This is a genomic window from Luteimonas rhizosphaericola (genome assembly GCF_029888045.1).
In the GTDB taxonomy this organism is placed as follows: domain Bacteria; phylum Pseudomonadota; class Gammaproteobacteria; order Xanthomonadales; family Xanthomonadaceae; genus Luteimonas; species Luteimonas rhizosphaericola.
In genome coordinates, this window is record NZ_JARXRN010000016.1 from 534,355 (window position 1) to 557,077 (window position 22,723).

21 protein-coding genes are annotated in these 22,723 nt (G+C 72.2%); 12 read left to right on the forward strand and 9 right to left on the reverse strand.

Annotated features, from left to right (window positions below):
* Positions 1-2: 2 nt before the first annotated feature.
* Both QFW80_RS03710 and QFW80_RS03715 read right to left on the reverse strand, forming a co-directional pair.
* The gene (locus tag QFW80_RS03710; protein ID WP_280599860.1) at positions 3-1,178 is read right to left on the reverse strand and encodes a hypothetical protein; all 1,176 of its coding nucleotides are present in this window, start codon (positions 1,176-1,178) and stop codon (positions 3-5) included.
* A gap of 137 nt (positions 1,179-1,315) precedes the next feature.
* Positions 1,316-1,831 (reverse strand): DUF1697 domain-containing protein, encoded by a 516-nt coding sequence (locus QFW80_RS03715; RefSeq protein ID WP_280599861.1) that lies wholly within the window; start codon positions 1,829-1,831, stop codon positions 1,316-1,318.
* A gap of 382 nt (positions 1,832-2,213) precedes the next feature.
* Between QFW80_RS03715 and QFW80_RS03720 the strand changes: the two genes are divergently transcribed.
* The 4 genes from QFW80_RS03720 (at position 2,214) to QFW80_RS03735 (ending at position 4,785) form a co-directional block, all read left to right on the forward strand.
* Entirely contained in the window at positions 2,214-2,573 is a 360-nt protein-coding gene (locus QFW80_RS03720; RefSeq protein ID WP_280599862.1) for a DUF1428 domain-containing protein, read from the forward strand.
* Positions 2,574-2,661: 88 nt separating this feature from the next.
* A complete protein-coding gene (locus QFW80_RS03725; protein WP_280599863.1) occupies positions 2,662-3,066 on the forward strand; it encodes a GFA family protein in 405 nt (134 codons plus the stop codon).
* 79 nt (positions 3,067-3,145) lie between these two features.
* Positions 3,146-3,670: a hypothetical protein gene (locus tag QFW80_RS03730; protein WP_280599864.1), complete on the forward strand. Its 525-nt coding sequence runs from the start codon at positions 3,146-3,148 to the stop codon at positions 3,668-3,670.
* A gap of 56 nt (positions 3,671-3,726) precedes the next feature.
* Positions 3,727-4,785, forward strand: coding sequence for a DUF1615 domain-containing protein (locus QFW80_RS03735; RefSeq protein ID WP_280599954.1), 1,059 nt, complete (start codon positions 3,727-3,729; stop codon positions 4,783-4,785).
* Between the two features lie 120 nt (positions 4,786-4,905).
* Here QFW80_RS03735 and QFW80_RS03740 read toward each other — a convergent pair whose 3' ends face one another.
* Both QFW80_RS03740 and QFW80_RS03745 read right to left on the reverse strand, forming a co-directional pair.
* Positions 4,906-6,750, reverse strand: coding sequence for a glycoside hydrolase family 2 protein (locus QFW80_RS03740; RefSeq protein WP_280599866.1), 1,845 nt, complete (start codon positions 6,748-6,750; stop codon positions 4,906-4,908).
* Between the two features lie 79 nt (positions 6,751-6,829).
* Positions 6,830-8,275, reverse strand: a complete 1,446-nt coding sequence (locus QFW80_RS03745) for an MATE family efflux transporter (protein ID WP_280599868.1) — start codon at positions 8,273-8,275, stop codon at positions 6,830-6,832.
* Between the two features lie 232 nt (positions 8,276-8,507).
* Between QFW80_RS03745 and QFW80_RS03750 the strand changes: the two genes are divergently transcribed.
* Complete coding sequence (locus tag QFW80_RS03750; RefSeq protein ID WP_280599870.1) at positions 8,508-8,927, forward strand: SRPBCC family protein; 420 nt, start codon at positions 8,508-8,510, stop codon at positions 8,925-8,927.
* Between the two features lie 145 nt (positions 8,928-9,072).
* On the opposite strand, the gene hutU is transcribed toward QFW80_RS03750, so the two are convergent.
* A complete protein-coding gene (gene hutU / locus QFW80_RS03755; RefSeq protein ID WP_280599872.1) occupies positions 9,073-10,743 on the reverse strand; it encodes a urocanate hydratase in 1,671 nt (556 codons plus the stop codon).
* Positions 10,744-11,227: 484 nt separating this feature from the next.
* Positions 11,228-11,560, reverse strand: a complete 333-nt coding sequence (locus tag QFW80_RS03760) for a hypothetical protein (protein WP_280599874.1) — start codon at positions 11,558-11,560, stop codon at positions 11,228-11,230.
* A gap of 392 nt (positions 11,561-11,952) precedes the next feature.
* Here QFW80_RS03760 and QFW80_RS03765 point away from each other — a divergent pair, with 392 nt between their 5' ends.
* The 3 genes from QFW80_RS03765 to QFW80_RS03775 are packed head-to-tail and all read left to right on the forward strand — an operon-like array spanning position 11,953 to position 15,387.
* Complete coding sequence (locus QFW80_RS03765; protein ID WP_280599876.1) at positions 11,953-13,254, forward strand: alkaline phosphatase family protein; 1,302 nt, start codon at positions 11,953-11,955, stop codon at positions 13,252-13,254.
* Between the two features lie 49 nt (positions 13,255-13,303).
* Positions 13,304-14,887, forward strand: coding sequence for an AlkA N-terminal domain-containing protein (locus tag QFW80_RS03770; RefSeq protein WP_280599877.1), 1,584 nt, complete (start codon positions 13,304-13,306; stop codon positions 14,885-14,887).
* Positions 14,875-15,387, forward strand: a complete 513-nt coding sequence (locus QFW80_RS03775; RefSeq protein WP_280599878.1) for a methylated-DNA--[protein]-cysteine S-methyltransferase — start codon at positions 14,875-14,877, stop codon at positions 15,385-15,387. The genes QFW80_RS03770 and QFW80_RS03775 overlap by 13 nt, the downstream gene beginning before the upstream one ends.
* Positions 15,388-15,623: 236 nt before the next feature.
* Here the strand turns inward: QFW80_RS03775 and QFW80_RS03780 are convergent, their stop codons facing one another.
* Entirely contained in the window at positions 15,624-16,940 is a 1,317-nt protein-coding gene (locus QFW80_RS03780; protein WP_425603495.1) for a formimidoylglutamate deiminase, read from the reverse strand.
* On the opposite strand from QFW80_RS03780, the gene QFW80_RS03785 reads away from it, so the two are divergent.
* Genes QFW80_RS03785 through QFW80_RS03795 form a run of 3 tightly spaced genes read left to right on the forward strand, consistent with a single transcriptional unit; the run spans position 16,939 to position 19,569 of the window.
* Complete coding sequence (locus QFW80_RS03785; RefSeq protein WP_280599957.1) at positions 16,939-17,124, forward strand: hypothetical protein; 186 nt, start codon at positions 16,939-16,941, stop codon at positions 17,122-17,124. The genes QFW80_RS03780 and QFW80_RS03785 overlap by 2 nt on opposite strands.
* Complete coding sequence (gene hutI, locus QFW80_RS03790; protein WP_280599880.1) at positions 17,117-18,337, forward strand: imidazolonepropionase; 1,221 nt, start codon at positions 17,117-17,119, stop codon at positions 18,335-18,337. The genes QFW80_RS03785 and hutI overlap by 8 nt, the downstream gene beginning before the upstream one ends.
* Before the next feature lie 14 nt (positions 18,338-18,351).
* Entirely contained in the window at positions 18,352-19,569 is a 1,218-nt protein-coding gene (locus QFW80_RS03795) for a dipeptidase (RefSeq protein WP_280599881.1), read from the forward strand.
* Positions 19,570-19,655: 86 nt separating this feature from the next.
* Here QFW80_RS03795 and QFW80_RS03800 read toward each other — a convergent pair whose 3' ends face one another.
* Both QFW80_RS03800 and QFW80_RS03805 read right to left on the reverse strand, forming a co-directional pair.
* Positions 19,656-19,838, reverse strand: coding sequence for a 30S ribosomal protein THX (locus QFW80_RS03800; RefSeq protein ID WP_280599883.1), 183 nt, complete (start codon positions 19,836-19,838; stop codon positions 19,656-19,658).
* A 115-nt stretch (positions 19,839-19,953) separates the two neighbouring features.
* Positions 19,954-20,364: a MerC domain-containing protein gene (locus tag QFW80_RS03805; RefSeq protein ID WP_280599885.1), complete on the reverse strand. Its 411-nt coding sequence runs from the start codon at positions 20,362-20,364 to the stop codon at positions 19,954-19,956.
* An 81-nt stretch (positions 20,365-20,445) separates the two neighbouring features.
* Between QFW80_RS03805 and QFW80_RS03810 the strand changes: the two genes are divergently transcribed.
* Positions 20,446-22,671, forward strand: coding sequence for a TonB-dependent receptor (locus tag QFW80_RS03810; protein WP_280599887.1), 2,226 nt, complete (start codon positions 20,446-20,448; stop codon positions 22,669-22,671).
* Positions 22,672-22,723 lie beyond the last annotated feature (52 nt).

Here is a 22,723-nt window from a genome sequence, read left to right on the forward strand (position 1 = left end):
CCTCAGGGCCCGCCCGCACCACCGCGCGCGGCGCTGGCGCGTTCGCGCTGTTCCTGTTCCTCGCGCGTGTCCGCATCGCTCCCGCGCAGGCCGGCCTGTTCGGGCGTCTCGGCCGCGAGCAGGGCGTCGAACTCGGACAGCGGGCTTTCCGCCGGGCAGGTGCTGTCGGGGAATTCGTAGCGCTTGCGCAGCTCCAGGCCGCAGGCATTGAGGCCTTCGAGGTCGGTGCCCGGCGACTTGCAGCGGGCGTCGAACGCGCGCGCGAACGCGTCGCGCCGGACCACGAAGTCCTCGCCGCACTTGCGCATCAGGCGCAGTCGGTCGAGGTCGTCCTGGGCCGGGTTGATGCCGTCCAGGCCGTAGAGCGTCAGCTCGTTGGCGGCCAGCAGGCGCAGGTTGCGGTTGGGCACGGCCATCATCATGTCGGCCACCGCGGTGGCGGCGCCGTTGCGCTCGAGGTAGTCGCGCACGCGGTCGTACACCACGCGCAGCTCGCGGTTGAGCTCGGCGCGCGTGGTCGCGGTCGAGCTCATGCGGATGATGCGGTGGATGCCCACCCGCCCGCTCACCATGCGCACGTCGCCGGCCGCCAGCACGAACACGCATGCGCTGTGGCAGACCGCGCCCTCGCGGACCCAGACGGTCCAGCGCGACTCGGCGATGCGGTCGCCGGCGCGGATCGCGTCCTCGACCATGCCGCCGCTGGAATCCAGATCCAGCACGCGCTTGGCGATGCCGTGCTCATCGGCCAGGTGGGTCACGCGCTGCATCACCTGGACGAAGCCGGCGTCGATCTTGCCGACGTAGCGCAGGCGCAGCACGCCGCGCTCGGCACAGGGTTCGAGCGCGGCCGCCAGCGCCTCGCGGTCCAGCGCCGCCAGCGGCTCGCCGTCGCCCTGGCGGGCGTAATCGAGCTCGCAGCTCAACGACACCGTGCCCGGCGGGAGTTCCAGCGGGGACCAGTCCACGTCGATCGGCTCGCCTGGCACCGGATCCGGCTCCGGCTCGGACTCCGGCACGGGTTCCTCGGCCACCTGCACCGGGGCGGTGCTGACCGCGCCGCCCTCCTCCGGGCTGTCCACCTGCACGGTGGTGGGCGTCTCGGCGGCCTGCTGCGCGCGGCAGCCGGCCACCAGCAGCAGGCTCACGAGGCAGACGGCAGCGAACAGCTTGCGCATGGCATGGGTTCCGGACACCGGAGCATCCGATCACCATCGGCCGGTGCCCCTCGGGGCGGGTGCTCCAGTGTAGGACGGCGCCGTTTTGCGAGTCGAACGCGCGATGAACCGGCCGCCCCGGGCGCGACGCCTGTCCGTCAGCCCTGCGCCATCGCCACCAGCCTGGCGATCGTGTTCATGTTGCGCGTGGTGCCTTCGCGCGCCACCGGAAGCACCATCCGCGACCGCCGCATCGTCTCCGCGTCGATGTAGTCGATGTAGATCTCGCGGGTGCCCGGCGCCAGGCGCTCGACCGTTAGGTGACGCACGCCGTCGAGCGCGTCCCCGGCCGGCGGCGCATCCAGGAACATCGCGAGCACGCGGTTGGCTGGAGAGTTGGGGAACGGGTTGTCCTCCAGGACCGCCTGTAGCTGGTCCGGGCTGCGCACCAGCACGCCGACCGTCTGCCCCACATGGGCGGTCAGCGCGGCTTCCAGCCGCGACTTCACCTCGCGCTCTCCACCGGCGCCGCGGAGTACGACATTGCCGCTGGCGATGAGGGTGCGCACGTCGGTGAAGCCGGCGCGCTCGCACAACGCCTTCAGCTCCGCCATCGGCAGCTTGCCGGTACCGCCGACGTTCACCGCCCGCAGCAGCACGATCCAGGTCTGCATCCCGCGACTCCCGGCTACGAAGGAGGTCGGCATCATCGCACCGGGAAGCCGCGCAGCGGAGCATGCGCTTCCGCTCCGCCGCCCCCGGCCGGGATCCGCTTCGGGAGGGACCGGCGCATCCTCGGGGAGGGGTCCCCGTGCTGCGGCAGCGGGCCCGCGGGGCCGGCTGGGCAGAGTCGGTTCCAGGTCGGCGCGCCCTCCCTGCAGCACCGGTGCCGGCCGGGAGTCAGCCCAGAACCGACCCCTGACACGGTGTCGAATCGGCTCCTGCCGACTCGTCGTGGGATCGTAAGCCGCGTGCCGCTGCCCATGCCCCCCGGCCAGGCCCCGGTGCGCACCCGACCCGACGGCGCCCGCCGTCCATTGCCGACAGGAGATCCACATGCCCTACATCGACGGATTCGTGATCGCGGTGCCCACCGCCAACCGGCAGAAGTTCATCGACCATGCCCGCACGTTCGATCCGGTCTTCATGGAGTACGGCGCGACCCGCGTCATCGAAGGCTGGGGCGACGACGTGCCCGACGGCAAGGTCACCGACTTCCGCCGCTCGGTGCAGGCCACGCCCGAGGAAACCGTGGTGTTCTCGTGGATCGAATGGCCCGACAAGGCCACCCGCGACGCCGGCATGAAGAAGATGATGGAGGATCCGCGCATGGACCCGTCCACCAATCCGATGCCCTTCGACGGCAAGCGCATGATCTTCGGCGGCTTCGAGAGCGTGGTCGAACTGGAACGCTGACCGCGCCCGGTCCTGCGCGCCAGCGCGCATGCGCCCGGATGCGCGCCGTGCCACCATGGCGGCCCTGGAACCCGGGTGGGAGACGCGCATGCGCAGGACCGGAGGCTGCCGCTGCGGCGCCGTCCGCTACACGCTGGAGGCCGAGCCGCTCGCGACCCGCCTGTGCTGGTGTCGCGACTGCCAGTACTGGTCGTGCGGCAATGCGGCGGTGAACATCGTCGTGCCGCGCGCGGCGGTGGCATGCGAGGGCACGTTGCGGCACTGGGACAGCCGCGCCGACAGCGGCCGCCACATGCGGCGATCGTTCTGCGGCGAGTGCGGAACCCAGGTCTTCAGCGAGTCGCTGGAGAACCTGGAGGCGATGGTGATCCGGGTCGGCACGCTGGACGATCCTGCCGGCGTGCGGCCGACGGCGGTGATCTGGACCGCATCCGCGCCGCCCTGGGCGCGGATCGACCCGGCGCTGCAGGCGTTCCCGGGCCAGCCGACCTGATGCTGCGTCGCTGGAGGCCGGTGCCGCCGCGTGCCGCATGCGTGTACCGTCGCGCCGCGCCCCCCGCGCAGCACCCGCGATGACCACGCGCCGCGCCGCAGTCGCGACTGCGCCAAGGGCCGCAGCGACGGGACGCACCGGCCCTGGCCTGATCATCTACGCCTTCTTCGGCGTGCACATGGCGATGTTCGGATTCTCCGGCTTCGCCATGGCCTACGGCAGCGACCGTCCCGACCTGCTGTTCCTCTACCTGCACGGCGGGCTCGCCATCACCGTGTACCTGGTCTTCTACCACGTGATCTTCGGCCGCGACCAGGTGCGCTGGATGCTGATCAACGCGGCCCTCGGCGTCCTCGGCATCTATGCCCAGGTCGGCTGGATCCTGGAACGCTTCGGACGCCGCATCGGCGACTATCCGTGGCAGGTGCACGTGGTGCCGTTCCTGTACTACGTGCTCTACACCTTCCTGCTGCGCCAGCTGCTGATCGACCTGACCCGCAGCCGCGACCGACCGACGCGGCGCGCCACCGTCGATGCGATCTACGTGGTGCTCTCGCTGCTGGTCTACGGCCTGCTGCTCGCGCGCACGCGGGGTGGCGCGTGAGGCGCGGCGCGCGCGGCGGCGGTTGGCGACGCGTTGCCGCGGCCACGGGCGCATGGCTGCTGGCGGCCGTGCTCGCGGGCTGCGCGACGCGTCCGGCGGCGCCACCGGGGCCACCCCCGGCGGATGTGCGCGCGGACATCGCGCGCCGCATCCCGGCGCGGATCGCGGACCGCACCGGCTGGGCGGGCGACATTCAGGTGGCATTCGCCGCGCAGCGCATCGTGCCCAATGCCGAGAACATCTGCGCGGTGCTGGCGGTCATCGAGCAGGAGTCGGGCTACGTGGCCGACCCGGTCGTGGCCAACCTGCCCCGCGTGGCGCGTCAGGAGATCGCTCGTCGCGCATCGGCGCTGCACGTGCCGCGACTGCTGGTGGACACGGCGCTGCGTCTGCCGTCGACCGATGGCCGCAGCTACGGCGAACGGCTCGCGGCCGTGCGTACCGAGCGCGAACTCAGCGAACTGTACGAGGAGATGATCGGCCGCGTGCCCATGGGCCGGCGCCTGTTCGCCGGCCGCAACCCGGTGCAGACCGGCGGCGCGATGCAGGTGGGCATCGCGTTCGCGGAGGCGAATGCCGACGGCTATCCCTATCCCATACCGGGCTCGATCCGCGAGGAAGTCTTCAGCCGCCGCGGCGGACTCTACTTCGGCATCGCCCACCTGCTCGGCTACGACACGCCGTACACGCGCAAGGTGCACCGCTTCGCCGACTACAACGCCGGCTGGTACGCCAGCCGCAACGCCGCCTTCCAGGCGGCCGTGTCGGAAGCCACCGGCATCCCGCTCGCGCTCGACGGCGACCTGCTGGTGCCCGGCGCGCCGCTCGATCGCCCGGGCAGCACCGAACGCGCGGTGCGGACGCTTTCCCCGCAGCTGGGCATGGACGACCACGCGATCCGGCGCGCACTCGAACGCGGCGACCGGCTCGACTTTGGCGACGGCGACCTGGCCATCCGCGTCTTCGCGCTCGCCGAGGCCGCGGCCGGGCGCCCGCTGCCGCGCGCGCGCATCCCCGACATCCGCCTCGACAGCCCCAAGATCACCCGCGAGCTCACCACGGCCTGGTTCGCCGAGCGCGTAGATGCGCGCTACCGCGACTGCCTCGCCCGCTGAGCGGAGTGGCGGGCGTGGCACCTGCCGGGCCGACGGCATCGCCATGCAGGCATGTGCCCGCCACTGCACCTCGCGGCGGAACCCACCGCGCCGCTCCGTTCGCACGCGGCGCGCGATCGCTCAGCGCGATTCCACGGCCTTGCGCCGGTAGTAGTCCTGCAGCACGAAGAAGGCCTTCTTCTTCGCGCCGGTCTCGGACACCAGCCCCTTGCGGTTGAACCCGTCCTGGATGCCGGCCAGCGGCCGCCGGGGCGAGCGGAAGTCGGCGAGGATCCACGGCGACGTGCCGACGAAGCCGTCGATCCGCTCGAGCATCGCCAGGGTCCTGCGATACAGGTCTTCCTGGTGTTCCTCGGTCCAGATCTCGCCGGCCTCGCCGTGGCGGCCTTGGCGCGCATCGGCGCCGAACTCGCTCACGAACACCGGCTTGTCGTAGGGAATCTCCCAGCGCACGCGATCGATCTTCTCCGGGCGGCCGTCGTACCAGCCGATGTACTGGTTGAAGCTGACCAGGTCGACCAGTTCGGCGAGTGGATCCTCGACCACCGCCACTTCCGGATCGTCCTCGCGGTAGTGCTTCTCCATCGCGGCGCTCAACAAACGGGTGTCGTCCAGCCCGCGCGCGGTCGCGGCCAGGCGCGACAGGAAGCGGTTGCGCGGCTCCGACACCGGCGTCTCGTTGGCGAGCGACCACACGATCACCGCGGCGCGGCTGCGGTCGCGCTGGATCATTGCCGCGAGCTGGGCCTCCGCGTTGCGGTAGGTGTCCTCGTTGTCCCAGTCGATGGTCCAGTAGACCGGGATCTCCGACCACACCATGAGGCCCATCTCGTCGGCCAGCCGCACCATCTCCTCGTTGTGCGGATAGTGCGCCAGGCGCACGAAATTGCAGCCCAGTTCCTTCGCCCACTCCAGCAGGCGCCTGGCCTGGGCGGCGTCGCGCACGCGGCCACCGCCGTCGGCCGCGAACTCCTCGTGGATGGAAATGCCGCGCAGGAAGACCGGCTGGCCGTTGAGCAGCAGCTCCCGCCCGCGCGTGCCCACCGTCCGAAGGCCGATGCGATCGCTGAGCCGGTCCGATCCGCTGGCGATCTGGACCGTGTAGAGGCGCGGCCGTTCCGGCGTCCACAGCTCCGCGTCCGGCGCGCGGAACCGGAAGCTCGCCAATCCGTCCGCATCCGCGACGGCGCTCTCCCGGATTCCCAGTTCCGGCACCGCCAGGGTGACCCGCTCGCCGCCGCGCGCCCCATCGAGCTGCACGCTGGCCGACACCGCGCGGTCCTCTAGCGACGCCAGCGCCATGCGGTAATCGCGCACGAACACCGCCGGAACCACCAGCAGCGACACCGGGCGGGTGATGCCGCCGTAGTTCCACCAGTCCGTGTTGAGGGTGGGGACGCCTTCGGCGCGGCGCCGGTTGTCGACCTTGAGCACCAGCGAGTTGCCGCGTTCGCGCAGGTGCCCGGACAGTTCGAAATGGAACGGCGTGAAGCCGCCTTCGTGGACGCCGAGCTTGCGGCCGTTGAGGTAGACGTCGGCGCGGTAGTTCACCGCCCCGAAATGCAGGAACACCCGGTCGCCGGGCCCGCGCGCGGGGGCGTCGAACGTCCGGCGGTACCAGACGCTGCCCTCGTAGTAGTAGAGCCGCGGGTCCTGGGTATTCCAGTCCGCGGGCACCTGCAGCGACATCGCCCGGTCGAAGTCGTACTCGACCAGGTCCCCCGGGTCGCGCATCTTCGAATCGGTGAAGTAGGCGCCGGCGGGCGGCTCGGCGCGCTGGTCGAAGGGCTGGTAGCGGTAGTCGTAGTACCCGTTCTCGTAGGGATCGACGATCGCCTTCCACGGGCCATCGAGCCGGATCGCGTCCCGGGCGTAGGCTTGCAGCAGCGGCCCGGGCGTCGCCGCCTGCGCGCACCAGGCGCAGGCCAGCAGCACGCCCAGCCACCACGGTCTCCGGTTCCCCACGCGTCACCTCCCACATGGCGTGTCCGGCACCGAGGATAGCGGGATCGGTGGGAGGGCGCCGGCACCTGCCTGGCCCCCGCTAGACGACCGCCGTCTTCCAGCGCCCGCGCGAGAACAGCCACAGGGTGAACAGGCCCACCGAGGTCTCGGACACGAACACGCCCCAGAACACGCCCGAGTGTCCCCAGCCGAGCGAGACCGCGAGCGCCCAGCTCAGCGGGATCTGGATCAGCCAGAAGAACACCACGTTGATCCGGGTCGGGGTGACCGTGTCGCCGGCGCCGTTGAAGGCCTGCACCGCCACCATCCACCAGCCGTAGACGAAGCACGAGTACGACAGGATCCGCAGCCACTCGCCGCCGACCTCGATCACCCGCGCATCGCTGGTGAACACACCGATCAGCGCGTCGTGGAACAGGAAGAACACGATCGACACCACCACGGTGTAGACCATGTTGTACCAGCCGGTGCGCCACACCGCCGCCTCGGCGCGGCCGGGCTGGCCCGCCCCCAGGTTCTGCCCCACCAGCGTGGCTGCTGCATTCGACATGCCCCAGGCCGGCATCAGCGCGAACATCAGGATCCGCAGCGCGATCGTCGCCCCAGCCACCGCCTCGCTGCCGAGTCCGGCGAGGATGCGCATCAGGAAGATCCACGAGGTCATGCCGACGATCATCTGGCCGATGCCGCCGAGCGAGGTGCGCACGATGTTCCAGGCCACCGCCGCGCGCAGGCCGAGGTGCGCGAAGGTCACCCGGATGTGGCGGCCGCCGCGGAACAGGATCCACAGCTGCATCGCCACGCCCGCGCCGCGTCCGATGTTGGTGGCAATGGCCGCGCCCTCCAGCCCCAGCGCGGGGATCGGACCCAGGCCGAAGATCAGGATCGGGTCGAGCACGATGTTGAGCGCGTTCGCCACCCACAGCACCCGCATCGCGATCGCCGCGTCGCCGGCGCCGCGGAAGATCGCGTTGATCACGAACAGCAGCATGATCACGGCGTTGCCGCCCAGCATCCACTGCATGTAGCGGTAGCCGTGCTCGATCACCCAGGCGTCGGCGCCCATCAGCCGCAGCAGGTCCTGCGCCCAGACGATGCCGGCCACCGCGAACGGCACCGACGCCAGCAGCGCGATCCAGAGCGCCTGCGCGGCCGATACCGAGGCCTCCTCGCCGCCGCCCTCGCCCACCCGGCGCGCGACCACCGCGGTCACCGCCATCGCCAGGCCCATCGCCACCGAATACAGCAGGAACAGGTAGGTTTCGGTCAGCCCCACGGTCGCGACCGCGGAGGCGCCCAGGCGCGCGACGAAAAAGATGTCGACCACGGCGAAGGTCGATTCCAGCACCAGCTCGAGCACCATCGGCACCGCCAGCAGGAACACCGCGCGCCGCAGCGGGATGCGGGTGTAGTCGGCGCCGGTGCCGCGGATCGCCTCGCGCAGCGCGGCCCAGGCGGAACGCGGCGCTTCCGCGCCGGCGTCGGGCGCGGGCAGCTCGGCGGTGGTCGTCGGGTCTCGGCTCATGCGGTCATCGCCTCTCGGACGCGGTCGGGATGGTAGCAGCGGCAGGACACCGGCTGTCGTCGGCGATGCGACGAAGCACAGGCGCCGTTCTCGACACGGTGGCCGCAGCCCGTCGCGCGGAACGCGACGCCGGCGCGCCACGATGCGCTGGCGATGTCGAGAACGCGCCCGTCCGTGCGTCGTCCACTCGATCGCGGCGCACGGCGCGCCGCACTATCGACCGGAGCCCGCCATGAAGATCACCGTCGAACGCCTCGTGCACACCGACCCCGCCACCGCCTGGACGCTGTACAACAGCCCCGATCACATCGTCCGTTGGAACGCCGCCAGCGACGACTGGCACTCGCCGCGCAGCGAGGTCGACCTGTGCGAGGGTGGCCGCTTCACCACCCGCATGGAGGCGAAGGACGGCAGCATGGGCTTCGACTTCGAGGGCACCTACACCCGCGTGCAGCCGCACACGCTGATCGAATACCGCATGGACGACGGCCGCGAGGTGTCCGTGCAGTTCGAACCGGCCGCAGGCGGCGTACTCGTCCGCACCGTCTTCGACGCCGAATCCGAGCATCCGGCCGAGGTGCAGCGCGACGGCTGGCAGTCCATCCTCGACAATTTCGCGCGCTACGCCGAGGCGCAGGCCGGTACGCCCTGATGCCATGATCGCCCGCGCGGCGGCTCACCCTGCCGCGCGCCGGACCCGCTTGGGGGACAGCCTCCTGACGCGCGCCTCGCGCTGGCGCGCGAACATCGCCCACAGGGCGCGCGCCGCCATCCGCCACCGAAAAGCGTCCGCCCCGTCAACCGGGCATCGGCAGCTTCAATCCCTGTTCGCGCGCGCAGGCCTGCGCGATGTCGTAGCCCGCGTCCGCATGCCGCATCACCCCGGTGCCGGGATCGTTCCACAGCACCCGCGCGATGCGCCGGTCGGCCTCGGGCGTGCCGTCGCACACGATCACCACGCCGCTGTGCTGGCTGTAGCCCATGCCGACGCCGCCACCGTGGTGCAGCGAGACCCAGGTCGCGCCGCCGGCGACGTTGAGCATGGCGTTGAGCAGCGGCCAGTCGCTGACGGCGTCGCTGCCGTCGCGCATCGCTTCGGTTTCGCGGTTGGGTGAGGCGACGCTGCCCGAATCCAGATGGTCGCGGCCGATCACCACCGGCGCCTTCAGCTCGCCGCTGCGCACCATTTCGTTGAAGGCCAGGCCCAGCTTGTGCCGCAGGCCCAGCCCCACCCAGCAGATGCGCGCGGGCAGGCCCTGGAAGGCGATGCGCTCGCGCGCCATGTCGAGCCAGCGATGCAGGTGCGCGTCGTCCGGGATCAGTTCCTTGACCTTGGCGTCGGTGCGGTAGATGTCCTCGGGATCGCCGCTCAGCGCCACCCATCGGAACGGACCGATGCCGCGGCAGAACAGCGGGCGCACGTAGGCGGGGACGAAGCCGGGGAAGTCGAAGGCGTTCGCGCAGCCTTCGTCCTTGGCCATCTGGCGGATGTTGTTGCCGTAATCGACCGTGGGGATGCCGCGCGCGTGGAACGCGAGCATCGCTTCGACGTGGGTGCGCATGGACCGCTTGGCGGCATCGCGCACCCTGTCCGGGTGGGCTGTCTGCTCCGCCAGCCACTGTTCCACCGTCCAGCCGATCGGCAGGTAGCCGTGCACGGGATCGTGCGCGCTGGTCTGGTCGGTCACGCAATCCGGGCGCACGCCACGCTCGACCAGCTGCGGCAGGACCTCAGCGGCATTGCCCAGCAGCGCGATCGACCTCGCTTCGCCGGCCTGCGTGTAGCGGTCGACGCGCGCCAACGCGTCGTCGAGGTCGGCGGCCTGCTCGTCGACGTAACGCGTCTTCAGGCGGAAATCGATGCTGCTCTGGCGACACTCGACGGTGAGCGAACAGGCGCCGGCCAGGGACGCCGCCAGCGGCTGCGCGCCGCCCATGCCGCCCAGGCCCGCGGTCAGGATCCACCGTCCCTCGAGGCTGCCGCCGTAGTGCTGGCGACCCATCTCGACGAACGTCTCGTAGGTGCCCTGCACGATGCCCTGCGAGCCGATGTAGATCCAGCTGCCGGCCGTCATCTGGCCGTACATCATCAGGCCCTTGCGGTCGAGCTCGTGGAAGTGCTCCCACGTCGCCCAGTGCGGCACCAGGTTGGAATTCGCGATCAGCACCCGCGGCGCGTCGGCATGGGTGGGGAACACGCCCACAGGCTTGCCCGACTGCATCAGCAGGGTCTCGTCGTCGCCGAGGGTCCTGAGCGTGTCGAGGATCGCGTCGAAGCAGGCCCAGTCGCGCGCGGCGCGGCCGATGCCGCCGTAGACCACGAGGTCCTGCGGGCGCTCGGCCACGTCCGGGTCGAGGTTGTTCTGCAGCATCCGGTACGGCGCTTCGGTGAGCCAGCTGCGGCAGCTGAGCGCGTCACCGCGAGGCGCGCGGATGGTGCGGGAGGCGTCGTGGCGCGGATCGGTCATGGGCGGGCGGCACCGGGCATGGATGACCGGAAAGTGTGCGCCGCCCGCGACCAACCCGCCACCCGGCGCCGCGACCGGGCGCGAACACTGCCCGCGACGACGGGGAAAACCGATGGTCATGGATGCAGCGGTGTTCCCGAGACCGCCCACGGCGCGACGGCGTGTGGGCATCCGGCACCCCGGATGCGGCCTGCGGCCTTATCCGGGCTACGGCGGACATCAAAGGGTGAGCACGTGGCCCGGGTAAGCGCAGCGCACCCGGGGCGCCGCGGCACATAACGCAATCCCTGCATCCGCCACCCCGGATGCGGCCTTCGGCCTTATCCGGGCTACGGCGGACATCAAAGGGTGAGCACGTAGCCCGGGTAAGCGCAGCGCACCCGGTGCCTCTCGGGCCACGGCGCCTCGGGGCCACGGCACCAAGGCATCCCGCCCGCCCGACGCGGCCTTCAGCCTTGTCCGGGCGGCAGCGCCGGGACGCGCATCAGCGGATCGAAGGATCCAGCCGGCGGAGCGCGTCGCGCACGTCCGCGGAGCCGGTACTTTCGATGTCCGAGCGGGTGTACACCCGGCCGGACGCGCTCACGCATTCCTGGTCGGCGCTCTTGCTGCGGTTGCGCGTGGCGACGATGCGCGAGCCGGTTTCGCGGATGCAGAACCGGTCGTCGGGATCGCCCTTCTTCACTGCGGCGCGGCCGGCTTCCTCGGGCTCTTCGTCCTGCGCCAGCACGGCGGGCGCGGCCACGAGGCACGCCGAGGCCGCGAGCAGCGCGGCAAGCAGGCGGGGGCGGGGGCGAGGGCGGTGGGGACGGATCATGGGGCACCTGTGGAACATCCGGCCGAAGCGGCCACCCGCCAAGATACGCCCCGCATCCGGCGATTCAATGCAACCGTGCGGATCGATTCAGACCGCTGTCAGCGTCGACGCCTTCGTGCGGCGCCCATTCCAGCACGTACGCGCGGCCGACCAGCGGCTGCCAGCCGCGGACCACGCCACGGGCCACTCGGGTGCGCATCCCTGCCCGTTCACGCCATCGCATCCCCGCCACCGCGAGGCGCCCACGCCGCACCCGCATGCGGACGCGAGTGCCGTGGTCCGCGTCTTTCCCACTCGGGGCCATCGCCCGCTGTAGCTCGACGTGTTCCGAGCGCGGCGCGCCTGAAGCGTTGCGACACCGTACCTGTCATCTCCATCCGTATCATGACCGCATGATCCGATCGCATCGTGTCGCTGCGCTGATCGCGCTGCTGTGGCTGGTCGCCTGCGCCACGCCGCCTTCCCCGACGGGCGTGTCGCCCGCCCCGGACGCCGCCGCAGCCGGTGCGCCGCACAGCGTGCTGCTGGTCTCGCTGGACGGCGTGCATCCCGACTACCTCGGCCGCGGCGACACGCCGCACCTGGACCGGCTCGCGCGGGACGGCGTGCGTGCGGAATGGATGCGGCCGTCGTATCCGGCGCTGACGTTTCCCAACCACTACACGATCGTGACCGGGCTGCGCCCCGACCGGCACGGCATCATCCACAACACGATGGCGGACGACGACCTCGGCCATTTCCGCCTTGCCGACCGTGACGCGGTCGGCGACGGGCGCTGGTGGGGCGGCGAGCCGCTCTGGGTGACCGCGGAGAACGCGGGGCTGGCCACGGCCACGCTGTCGTGGCCCGGCAGCGAAGCCCCGGTGCGCGGCGTGCGTCCGTCGCGCTGGCATGCATTCGACTACGCGCGTCCGGTCGACACCCGGGTCGACATGGTCGTCGGCTGGCTGGGCGCGCCGGCATCGCGACGCCCCCGGTTCGCGACCCTGTACTTCGAGCATCCGGACAAGGCCGGCCACGAGCACGGCCCGGATTCGCCGGAACTGCGCGCGGCGATGCGCATGGTCGATGCCGCCATCGGCCGTCTGGTCGACGGCCTCGCAGCCGCGGGCGTCCGGGACCAGGTGGATCTGGTGATCGTCTCCGACCACGGCATGGCCGAGGTCCGCGATGGCCACGTGGTGGCGGTCGAGGACATGGTCGCTCCCGACATCGCGTCCATGGCCACCTCCGGCCAGGTGGTGGGCTTCCGACCGGCCGCCGGCCGCACCGCCGAAGCGGAGGCGGCGCTGCTCGGCCGTCACCCGCGCTACGCGTGCTGGCGGCGCGACGAGTTGCCCGCGCGCTGGCACTACGGCAGCCATCCCCGGGTACCGCCGATCGTGTGCCAGATGGACGTGGGCTGGGATGCCCTGCCGCGCAAGGACATCGCGCGCCGTCCCGCCGGCACCCGCGGCTCGCACGGCTTCGATCCGGCCACGCCGCAGATGCGCGCGATCTTCATCGCCCAGGGGCCGTCGTTCCGTCGCGGCGCCGCGCTGCCGGCGTTCGACAATGTCGATGTCTATCCGCTGCTGGCGCGCCTGCTGGACGTACCACCGGCAGCGAACGACGGCGATCCGCAGACCCTGCTGCCGGCACTGCGCGACGCGGCGCCCGGCGTCCGGGCCGACCTGGGCGACGCGGCGCAGTGATGTCCGAAAACGGCCAGTCTGGCGCCTGGTGCGGCGCTAGACTGCATCCATGTCGAACGTCGCCCTGCCCGATCCCGCGATCTGCGAACAGGCGCGCCTGAGCCGCGACCCGCGCTTCGACGGGCTGTTCTTCACGGCGGTGTCCAGCACCGGCATCTACTGCCGGCCCACCTGCCCTGCGCCGGCGCCGAAGCCGCGCAACGTGCGCTACTACGCCAACGCCGCCGCGGCGGAAGCCGCGGGCTTCCGGCCCTGCCTGCGCTGCCGGCCGGAACTCTCGCCGGCCGATGGCGCCTGGCGCCGCGGCGACGAGACCGTGGCCCGCGCGCTCAAGCTGATCGACCAGGGCCTGCTTGCCGAACAGCCGCTGTCAGCGCTGGCCGAACGCGTGCACGTGGGCGAACGCCAGCTGCGGCGGCTGTTCGTCGACCGCCTGGGCGCGGCGCCGATCGGTGTCCACGGCACCCGGCGCCTGCTGTTCGCCAAGCAACTGCTCACCGAGACGTCGCTGCCGGTCACCGAGATCGCGTTGGCGGCCGGTTTCGGCAGCCTGCGCCGGTTCAACGACGCCTTCCGCGCGGCCTACCGCATGGCGCCGCGCGAACTGCGGCGGCGCCCGCGCGAGGCCGGCGGCGGAGTGCTCGCGTTGCGCCTGGGCTACCGGCCGCCCTACGATCTCGGCGCGATGCTCGAATTCCTGCGCGGGCGCGCGCTGCCGGGCGTGGAGCGCGTCGACGCGGACGCCTACCTGCGCGTGTTCGGCGATGCCGATGCGCCGGGCTGGTTGCGCGTCTCCGCGTGGCGCGGCCCAGGGGACGTCGCGCGCGACGAACCGTTGCATGCGCTGAAGCTGGAAGTGCACGGCTGCCCGCCATCGCGCCTGCTGCCGCTGGTCGAACGCGTGCGCCGGATGTTCGACCTCGATGCCGATCCGGTCGCGATCAACGCCGCGCTCGCCCGCGACGCGCGCCTGCGCCCGCTGGTGCGACGCCGGCCCGGGCTGCGGCTGCCCAGCGGCTGGGACGGGTTCGAGATCGCCGCGCGTGCGGTCATCGGCCAGCAGGTCAGCGTCGCGGCCGCGCGCACGCTCACCGCGCGCCTGGCCCAGCGCTTCGGCACGCCGCTGCCCGATCCGTTCGCCGCGCAGGGCCTGAGCCACCTGTTCCCGACCGCGCACGCGCTGGCCGACGCCGACCTGTCGGGCCTCGGCCTGACCACCGCGCGCGCGGCCACCCTGCGCGCGCTCGCACACGCGCTGGTCGAGGGGCAAGTCGACTTCAACGCCGAACGCACGCTGGACGAATTCGTCGCGCGCTGGACCGCGCTGCCGGGCATCGGCGAGTGGACTGCGCAGTACATCGCGATGCGTGCGCTCGGCCATCCCGATGCGTGCCCCGATGGCGACCTGGTGCTGCAGCGGCAACTCGCCCCGACCCCGGGCGCGGCGGACGCCGCCGGCGGACGGCTGTCCGCGCGCGAGGTTCGCGCGCGCGCCGAGCAGTGGCGGCCCTGGCGCGCCTACGGCGTGATCCAGCTGTGGCGCGACGCCACGCTGCAGGCGTCCGCAGTCGCACGCACCCCATCCCCCCGAGTCGCGCGCGCACCGCGCAGGAGGCCCGTATGCACGTCCTGACCACCTTCGTCGACAGCCCCGTCGGCCCCCTGTTCGTCGCCGCGGACGAGACCGGCCTGCGCGCGATCGAGTTCCGCGACAACCGCCATCCGGTGCGCCGCGACGCCGACTGGCAGCCGGGCGACAGCGGAATGCTGCGCCTCGCACGCACCCAGCTGGAGGAATATTTCGCCGGAACGCGCCGCCACTTCGACCTGCCGCTGTCGCCGCGCGGCACCGGGTTCCAGCGCGCGGTGTGGACCACGCTGGCCTCGATTCCGTACGGCGAGACCATCAGCTACGCGCAGCTGGCCTCGCGGGTGGGCCGACCGACCGCGTCGCGCGCGGTGGGCGCGGCGAACGGCCGCAACCCGCTGCCGATCGTGCTGCCCTGCCACCGCGTCATCGGCGCCGACGGCGCGCTGACCGGATTCGGCGGCGGCCTGCCGACCAAGCGGTACCTGCTCGCACTGGAAGGCGCCCTGCCACGCGAGTCCGCGCTGTTCGGTTGCGTGGGCTGAGTGCATCGCGCGGCACGGCGACTGTCGCGCGCAGCCGGTTCGCGACCCTCTCCACGTGCACCGCGCTTCGCACGCGCAATCGCCTGGACGGCACCGCGCCTGCGGCACGGGACCAGGGGCCGCGCGTCCGGCATGCGCCGCAGGCAGGCAGGATGAATCGTGCGGCGCTCCCCTGGCTCAGCGACCGCCGACCCCGCGGCCCCGCGCCTGACGACGCCTGCCGCGGGAAAGCGCGTTCACGCCAGCAGCCGGTCGCGCAGGACGCTGGCGTATCGCGCCGCGATGAGGTCGCGGTCGGGATGCTGGCCATCGGCCACCACGCGGCGGCCGGCCACGCGCACCTCGCGCAGCGCCGCGCAGTTGCCGCTGAAGATCCAGCGGTCGGCCACATCGTCCACGGTGGCTCCGGCCAGCAGCGGCGACCGGTCGTCGAGCACGATGGCATCGCCGTCGGCGTCGTCGAACGCGGTGGCGCGCGCCGCGCTGTCGAGCGCGCCGCGCAACAGGGTCGCGCCCACGCTCGTGCACGACGGACCCACGGCGACATTGCGGCGGCCGCTGGCCAGCCGCTGTCCGTATTCCAGCCAGCGCAGCTCCTCGACCGGCGATACCGACACGTGCGAATCGGAGCCGATCCCCCAGGCGCCGCCCGCGTCGAGATAGTCGCGCAGCCGGAACAGCCCGTCACCGAGGTTGGCCTCGGTGGTCGGGCAGATCGCGACCGTCGCCCCGCTGCGTGCGATGCCCGCGACCTCGCCGTCGTCGAGATGGGTGGCGTGCACCAGCGTCCAGCGATCGTCCACCGGCGCGTTGCCCAGCAGCCACTCCACCGGTCGCGCGCCGCGTACGGCGAGGCAGTCCTGCACCTCGGCCCGCTGTTCGGCGATGTGGACGTGGATCCGCGTGCCAGGCGGCAGCGCGTCGAGCACCGCGCGCATCGCATCGGCCGGCACCGCGCGCAGGCTGTGCAACGCGCAGCCCACGCGCAGGAGGTCGTCCTGGCGGGCATGCAGGGCTTCGAACAGGCGCAGGTAGGCGTCGACGTCGTGGCCGAAGCGCTGCTGTCGCGGTCCGAGCGCGCGGCCGTCGAAGCCGCCGGCCATGTACAGCACCGGCAGCAGGGTCAGGCGGATGCCGGCCTCTCGCGCGGCCGCGACCAGCGCATCGGACATCGCCGTCGGGGTCGCGTAGGGCCGCCCGTCCGGCGCATGGTGCAGGTAGTGGAACTCGCACACCGTGGTGTAGCCGGCTTCGAGCATCTCCACGTACAGCTGCGCGGCCACCGCATGCAGCGTGTCCGGATCGAACCGGCCCGCCATGCGGTACATCGTCTCGCGCCAGGTCCAGAACGAATCGGCGGGATCGGTCTGGCGCTCGGCCAGCCCCGCCATCGCGCGCTGGAACGCGTGCGAATGCAGATTGGCGATGCCGGGCAGGCGCCAGCCGGTGGCGACGGCTTCGATCGGGAATGCGGATCCGGGCATCGGCGGCGCAGTGCGGCGGGAGTGCGTTAGGCTAACCCGCTGGCGCCACCGTTCACAGGCCGCTCCGATGTTCGAAACCCTCGCCGTCGCCGGCGTGCTCCTGCTCGCGGCGTCCGTGGTCGTGCTGAAGGCACGCGAACGCCTGCGCACGCCGCCGGCCAGGCGCAGCCGCGGGCGCAACGGCGATGGCGGCGGCATGGATCGCGAACCGGGCGGCGGTGGTGAGGGCGGCGACGGGGGCGGCGGTGACTGAGGCCTGGGATGGCGTGCTGGTGGGCGCGCACCTGGCCACGCTCGACGGCGGCGCCGGCTATGGCGCGATCGAGGACGGTGCGCTCGGCTGGCGCGACGGCCGCTTCACCTTCGTCGGCCCGCGTGCCGCGCTGCCCGACGCGCCCGAACGCCTCGCGGATGCGGTGATCGACGCCGGCGGCGGCTGGGTCACGCCCGGCCTGGTGGACTGCCACACGCACCTGGTGTTCGCCGGCCATCGCGCGGCCGAGTTCGAACAGCGTCTGCTGGGCGCCAGCTACGAGCAGATCGCGCGCAGCGGCGGCGGCATCCTGTCCACGGTGCGCGCCACGCGCGCCGCGGACGAGGACACGCTGTTCGCGCAGTCCCTGCCGCGCGCACGGGCGCTGCTCGGCGACGGCGTCACCACGCTGGAGATCAAGTCCGGCTACGGCCTGGACCTGGACGACGAGCGCCGCATGCTGCGGGTCGCGCGCCGCATCGGGCAGTCGCTGGGCGTGGGCGTGCGGACCACGTTCCTCGGCGCGCACGCGCTGCCGCCCGAGTACGCCAATCGCGCGGACGAGTACGTGAGCCGGGTGTGCGAATGGCTCGCGGAGTTGCACGGCGAGGGGCTGGTGGATGCGGTCGACGCGTTCGCCGAACGCATCGGCTTCGGCATCGCGCAGACCCGGCGCGTGTTCGAGGCGGCGCGCGCGCTCGGGCTGCCGGTGAAGCTGCATGCCGACCAGCTCAGCGATGGCGGGGGCGCCGCCCTGGTCGCCGAGTTCGGCGGCCTGTCGGCCGACCATGTCGAGCACACCTCCGACGCCGGCGTGCGTGCGATGGCACGCGCCGGGACCGTGGCCGTGCTGCTGCCGGGCGCGTTCCACGTGCTGCGCGAAACGCAGCTGCCGCCGCTGGACGCGTTCCGCGCGCACCGGGTGCCGATGGCGGTCGCCACCGACTGCAATCCGGGTACCTCGCCGCTGCTGTCGCTGCGCCAGGCGATGCAGCTGGCGTGCACGCATTTCCGCCTGACGCCCGAAGAAGCGCTGCGCGGCACCACCGTGCATGCCGCGCGCGCGCTGGGGCTGGACGACCGCGGCGCGCTGCGCACCGGGCTGCGCGCGGATTTCGTGCACTGGAACATCGACCACCCCGCCGAGCTGTGCTACTGGCTCGGCGGCCCGCTCGCCCGCGCGGTCCACGCCGGCGGCCACCGCCTTTGCTGATCCGGAGAACCCGCATGCCGCTTCGCGCCACCCTCGCCCTCGCGCTCGCGACCACGCTCGCCGCTGCCGCCGCCCATGCCGACGACGGCGCCAGTCCGCAGGCGCGCGCGCTCGCGCGCGACGCGATCATCGTCGACACCCACATCGACGCGCCCGGCATCCTCGCCGGCAGCTGGGCCGACCTCGGCGTGGCCGCGCCGGACCGGGAGTTCGACTACCCGCGCGCGCGCGAAGGCGGGCTGGATGTCGCCTTCATGTCGATCTACACCTCCGCGCGCGAGGACAGCGAAGGCCGCGCGCGGCAGTCGGCCCACGCGCAGATCGATTCGGTCGAGGCCCTGGTCCATCGCCATCCGGACCGGTTCGCGATCCTCACCTCGCCGCGCGACGTCGACCGCCTGCGCGAAGGCGGCCGCGTGCTGCTGCCGCTGGGCATGGAGAACGGCGCCCCGCTGGAAGACGACCTCGCCCAGGTGCAGGCGTTCTTCGACCGCGGCGTGCGCTACATCACCCTCGCCCACAGCGCCGCCAACCGCATCAGCGATTCGTCCTACGGCGTCGAGCGCAAGTGGAACGGCCTCAGCCCGTTCGGGCGCGAGGTGGTCGCGGAAATGAACCGCCTCGGCATCATGGTCGATGTCTCGCACGTGTCCGACGACGCCGCCGCGCAGGCGATCGAGCTGAGCACGGTGCCGGTGATCGCCAGCCACTCGGCGTTCCGACACTTCACCCCGGGGTTCGAGCGCAACATCAGCGACGAACTCGCCAAGGCCATCGCCCGACGCGGCGGCGTGGTCCAGATTCCCTTCGGCACGCCGTTCGTGAACGCGCAGGCCGCCGCCGACATCCAGGCCCAGTTCCGCGCCCGCGCCGAGCTCGACCGCCGCAATGCCGAACTCGCGGCGGCGGGCCGGCCGCTGGAGGACGTGCGCGCGTTCGAAGCCGCCTGGGAGCGCGACCACCCCACCCCGTCCACGCCCCTGTCGTCGGTGCTCGACCAGATCGACTATGGGGTGAAGCTGCTGGGCATCGACCACGTCGGCATCGGCTCGGACTTCGACGGCGTCGACGGCGCGCTGGCGGACGGGCTGCGGTCGGTCGCGGATTTCCCGAACCTGGTCGCCGGGCTGCAGTCGCGGGGTTACGACGAGGACGCCATCCGCAAGATCCTCGGCGGCAACCTGCTGCGGGTCTGGCGCGAGGTGGAGGCCGGCGCCACCGGCGGTCGCTGACCGGCCGCTGCCTGGCGCGAGCCACATACCTGCCGGCATGAAAAAAGCCCCGCGGTGCGGGGCTTTTTTCTGCGCGGGAAGCAGGCTCAGTCGGCCTTGGTCGCCTTCTTCACGGCCTTCTTGGCGGGCGCCTTGGTAGCGGTTTTCGCCGCCTTGGCCACCGGCGCCGCGGCGCTGCCGCTCGCCTTGGCCACGGCCTTGGGACGCGCATTGCCGTAGCTGGAGGTGTAGCGCTTGCCCTTGGCGGTCTTGCGGTCGCCCTTGCCCATCATCGTGCTCCTGGATCTTCGAATTCGCTGGATATGTGTCGGCCCGCGGGCCGCCGCGCCACGGGCGCGAGGCCGCGAAGTCTATCACGCGGCCGAATGCCCGGCCGGAGCGCGATCAGTGCGCGCAGGTGGCGTCGTGGACGTGGCCGTGGTTGAGCCGCAGGTTGACCAGGTGTCCCAGGCCGACCAGGGTACCGCCCAGCGTCATGGCCACCGCATGCGGCACCACCGAATGGTGTAGCGGCGTGTAGAGCACCGCGACCCACAGCACCGCCAGGCCAGGCAGCAACAGGCCGAGCGCGCGCAGCGCCCGGTGACGCCGGTAGCCCCACAGCAGGCTGAAGGCGCCGAGCAGGCTGGCGAACAGCACGAAACCGAACTCCAGCCCGTCGCTCAGCCACATCGCCAGGCCGAGCGAGGGCAGCGCCGCGATCAGCAGCGGCAGCAACGCGCAATGCGCGGCGCAGGCGAGCGAGCCTGCGGCGCCGAAGCGGTCGAGCCAGCGTTGGCGTTGGCGAGGGGTCATGACGTCCGGGAGGTTGACACAGGCGGCGTGAGGAAGTCGTAATACTATAACATCACGCCACCACCGGATCCATCGCTGCCCATGCCTGTCGCCCTTCCCCCCGTCCGTCGCCTGTCCGCCGCCCTCCTGATCGCCCTCGCCGCGGCCCCCGTGGCCGCCCAGGACGATCCGCGCCACAACGAAATCAAGGACCTGGACGAACTCGTTGTGCGCGCCACGCCCCTGCCCCGCACCGCCGAGGACCTGACCCGTCCGGTCGAGGTGCTGGCCGGCAGCCGCCTGGACGAGGCCAAGGCCGCCACCTTGGGCGACACCGTCAACCGCCTGCCCGGCGTGCAGTCGTCCTACTTCGGCCCCGGCGTCGGTCGGCCCATCATCCGCGGCCTGGACGGCGCGCGCGTGCAGGTGCTGAGCGACGGGCTGGCCTCGGGCGACGTCTCGACCGTGAGCGTGGACCACGCGGTGTCGATCGAGCCGTTCCTCGCCAACCAGATCGAGGTGCTCAAGGGCCCGTCCACCCTGCTCTACGGCAGCGGCGCGATCGGCGGCGCGGTCAACGTGGTCGACGGCCGGATCCCGGAACGCGCCACCGGGGCGCCGCTGGAAGGCCGGGCCGAACTGCGCGCCGGCAGTGGCAACGACGAGCGCACCGGCATGTTGCGGCTCGACGGCACCTCCGCGTCGGGCAACCTCGTGTTCCACCTCGATGCCCTGCACCGCGAGACCGGCGACTACGACATTCCCGGCTACGCCGAGAGTGCCGCGCTGCGGGAGGAAGAGCACGGCGACCACGACCACGAGGAGGAGGACGGTCACGAGGAAGAGCTCGCGCACGGCACCCTGCCCGGCAGCGCGGTGCGCACCGACAGCGGCGCGCTCGGCGTGTCCTGGGTGGGCGAGCGCGGCTTCGTCGGCGTCGGCGCGAGCCTCTTCAACAGCCGCTACGGCGTGCCCGGCCACTCGCACGCCCACGAGGAGGATGAGCACGGCCACGAGGACGAAGAGGACGATCACGACCACGGGGACGAGCACGGCCACGACGAGGAGCACGGCGACGGCGTGTCCATCGTCATGGACCAGCGCCGTTACGAGGTCCGCGGCGGGCTCGACCGCCTCGGCGCGTTCGACACCCTGCGGGTGAAGCTGGCCCGCACCGAGTACACCCACACCGAGTACGAAGGCCGCGACATCGGCACGGTGTTCGACAACGACAGCACCGAACTGCGCGCCGAACTCACGTACCGCGACTGGGCCGGCTGGGATGGCGCGTTCGGGCTGCAGGCGTGGGAGCGCAAGTTCGAGGCGATCGGCGAGGAGGCATTCGTGCCGGCGTCGGACTCGCGCGACGTCGGCCTGTTCTGGATCGGCACGCGCACGTTCGGGCCGGTCGACGTCGAACTCGGCGCGCGCCACGACCGCAACCGCATCGAGGTGGTCGAGGCCGAGGCGATCGGCCCCTCGCGCGACTTCGACGCCACCAGCCTGTCCGCCGCGGCGCGCTGGCACTTCGGCGAGGACGTGCACCTGTCGTTCGGACTCGACCGGGCGCAGCGCTCGCCGACGTCCGAGGAGCTGTATTCCAACGGCCTGCACGTGGCCACGCGCAGCTACGAGTTCGGCGATCCGCAGCTCGACCGCGAAACCGCGAACCGCGCCGAAGTCGGCCTGCACTGGCACCACGGACCGTTCCGCTTCGGGGCCTCGGTCTACGCAGTCGACTACCGCGACTTCATCTACCTGGCCGACACCGGCATCGAGGACGGCGGCACGCCGGCGCGGGTGTGGACCCAGGCCGATGCGCGCTTCACCGGCGGCGAGCTCGACCTGCAGTGGACCTTCCTCGAGAACGCCAGCGGCCGCTGGCTGCTGCGCGGCTTCGGCGACGCGGTGCGCGGGCGGCTGGACGGCGACGGCACGCGCGAGGTGTCGTTCGCGGTGCCGCACGGCGACCACTTCCACAACTACACGACCGACATCGCCCTGGACGGCAACCTGCCGCGGCTGGCGCCGTGGCGCGCGGGTGCGGAGCTGCGCTGGGAAGGCGCCCAGTGGCGCGCGGGCCTCGGCGCGATCCGCTACGCGCGCCAGGACCGCGTGGCGCAGTACGAGGACGAGACCCCGGGCTACACCCTGGTCAACGCCAACCTCGCTTGGCACCTGGATACCCGCGGCGGCCAGGCGCTGGAGTTGTTCCTGGACGGCACCAACCTGCTCGACGAGGAAGCGCGCCCGCACACCTCGTTCCTGCGCGACCTGGCGCCGCTGCCGGGCCGCAGCGTGTCCGCGGGCGTGCGGCTGTTCTTCTGAGGCACGCGCGCCGGCCGCGGGCATCGCGGCCGGCGCATCCACGTTCCCGCTG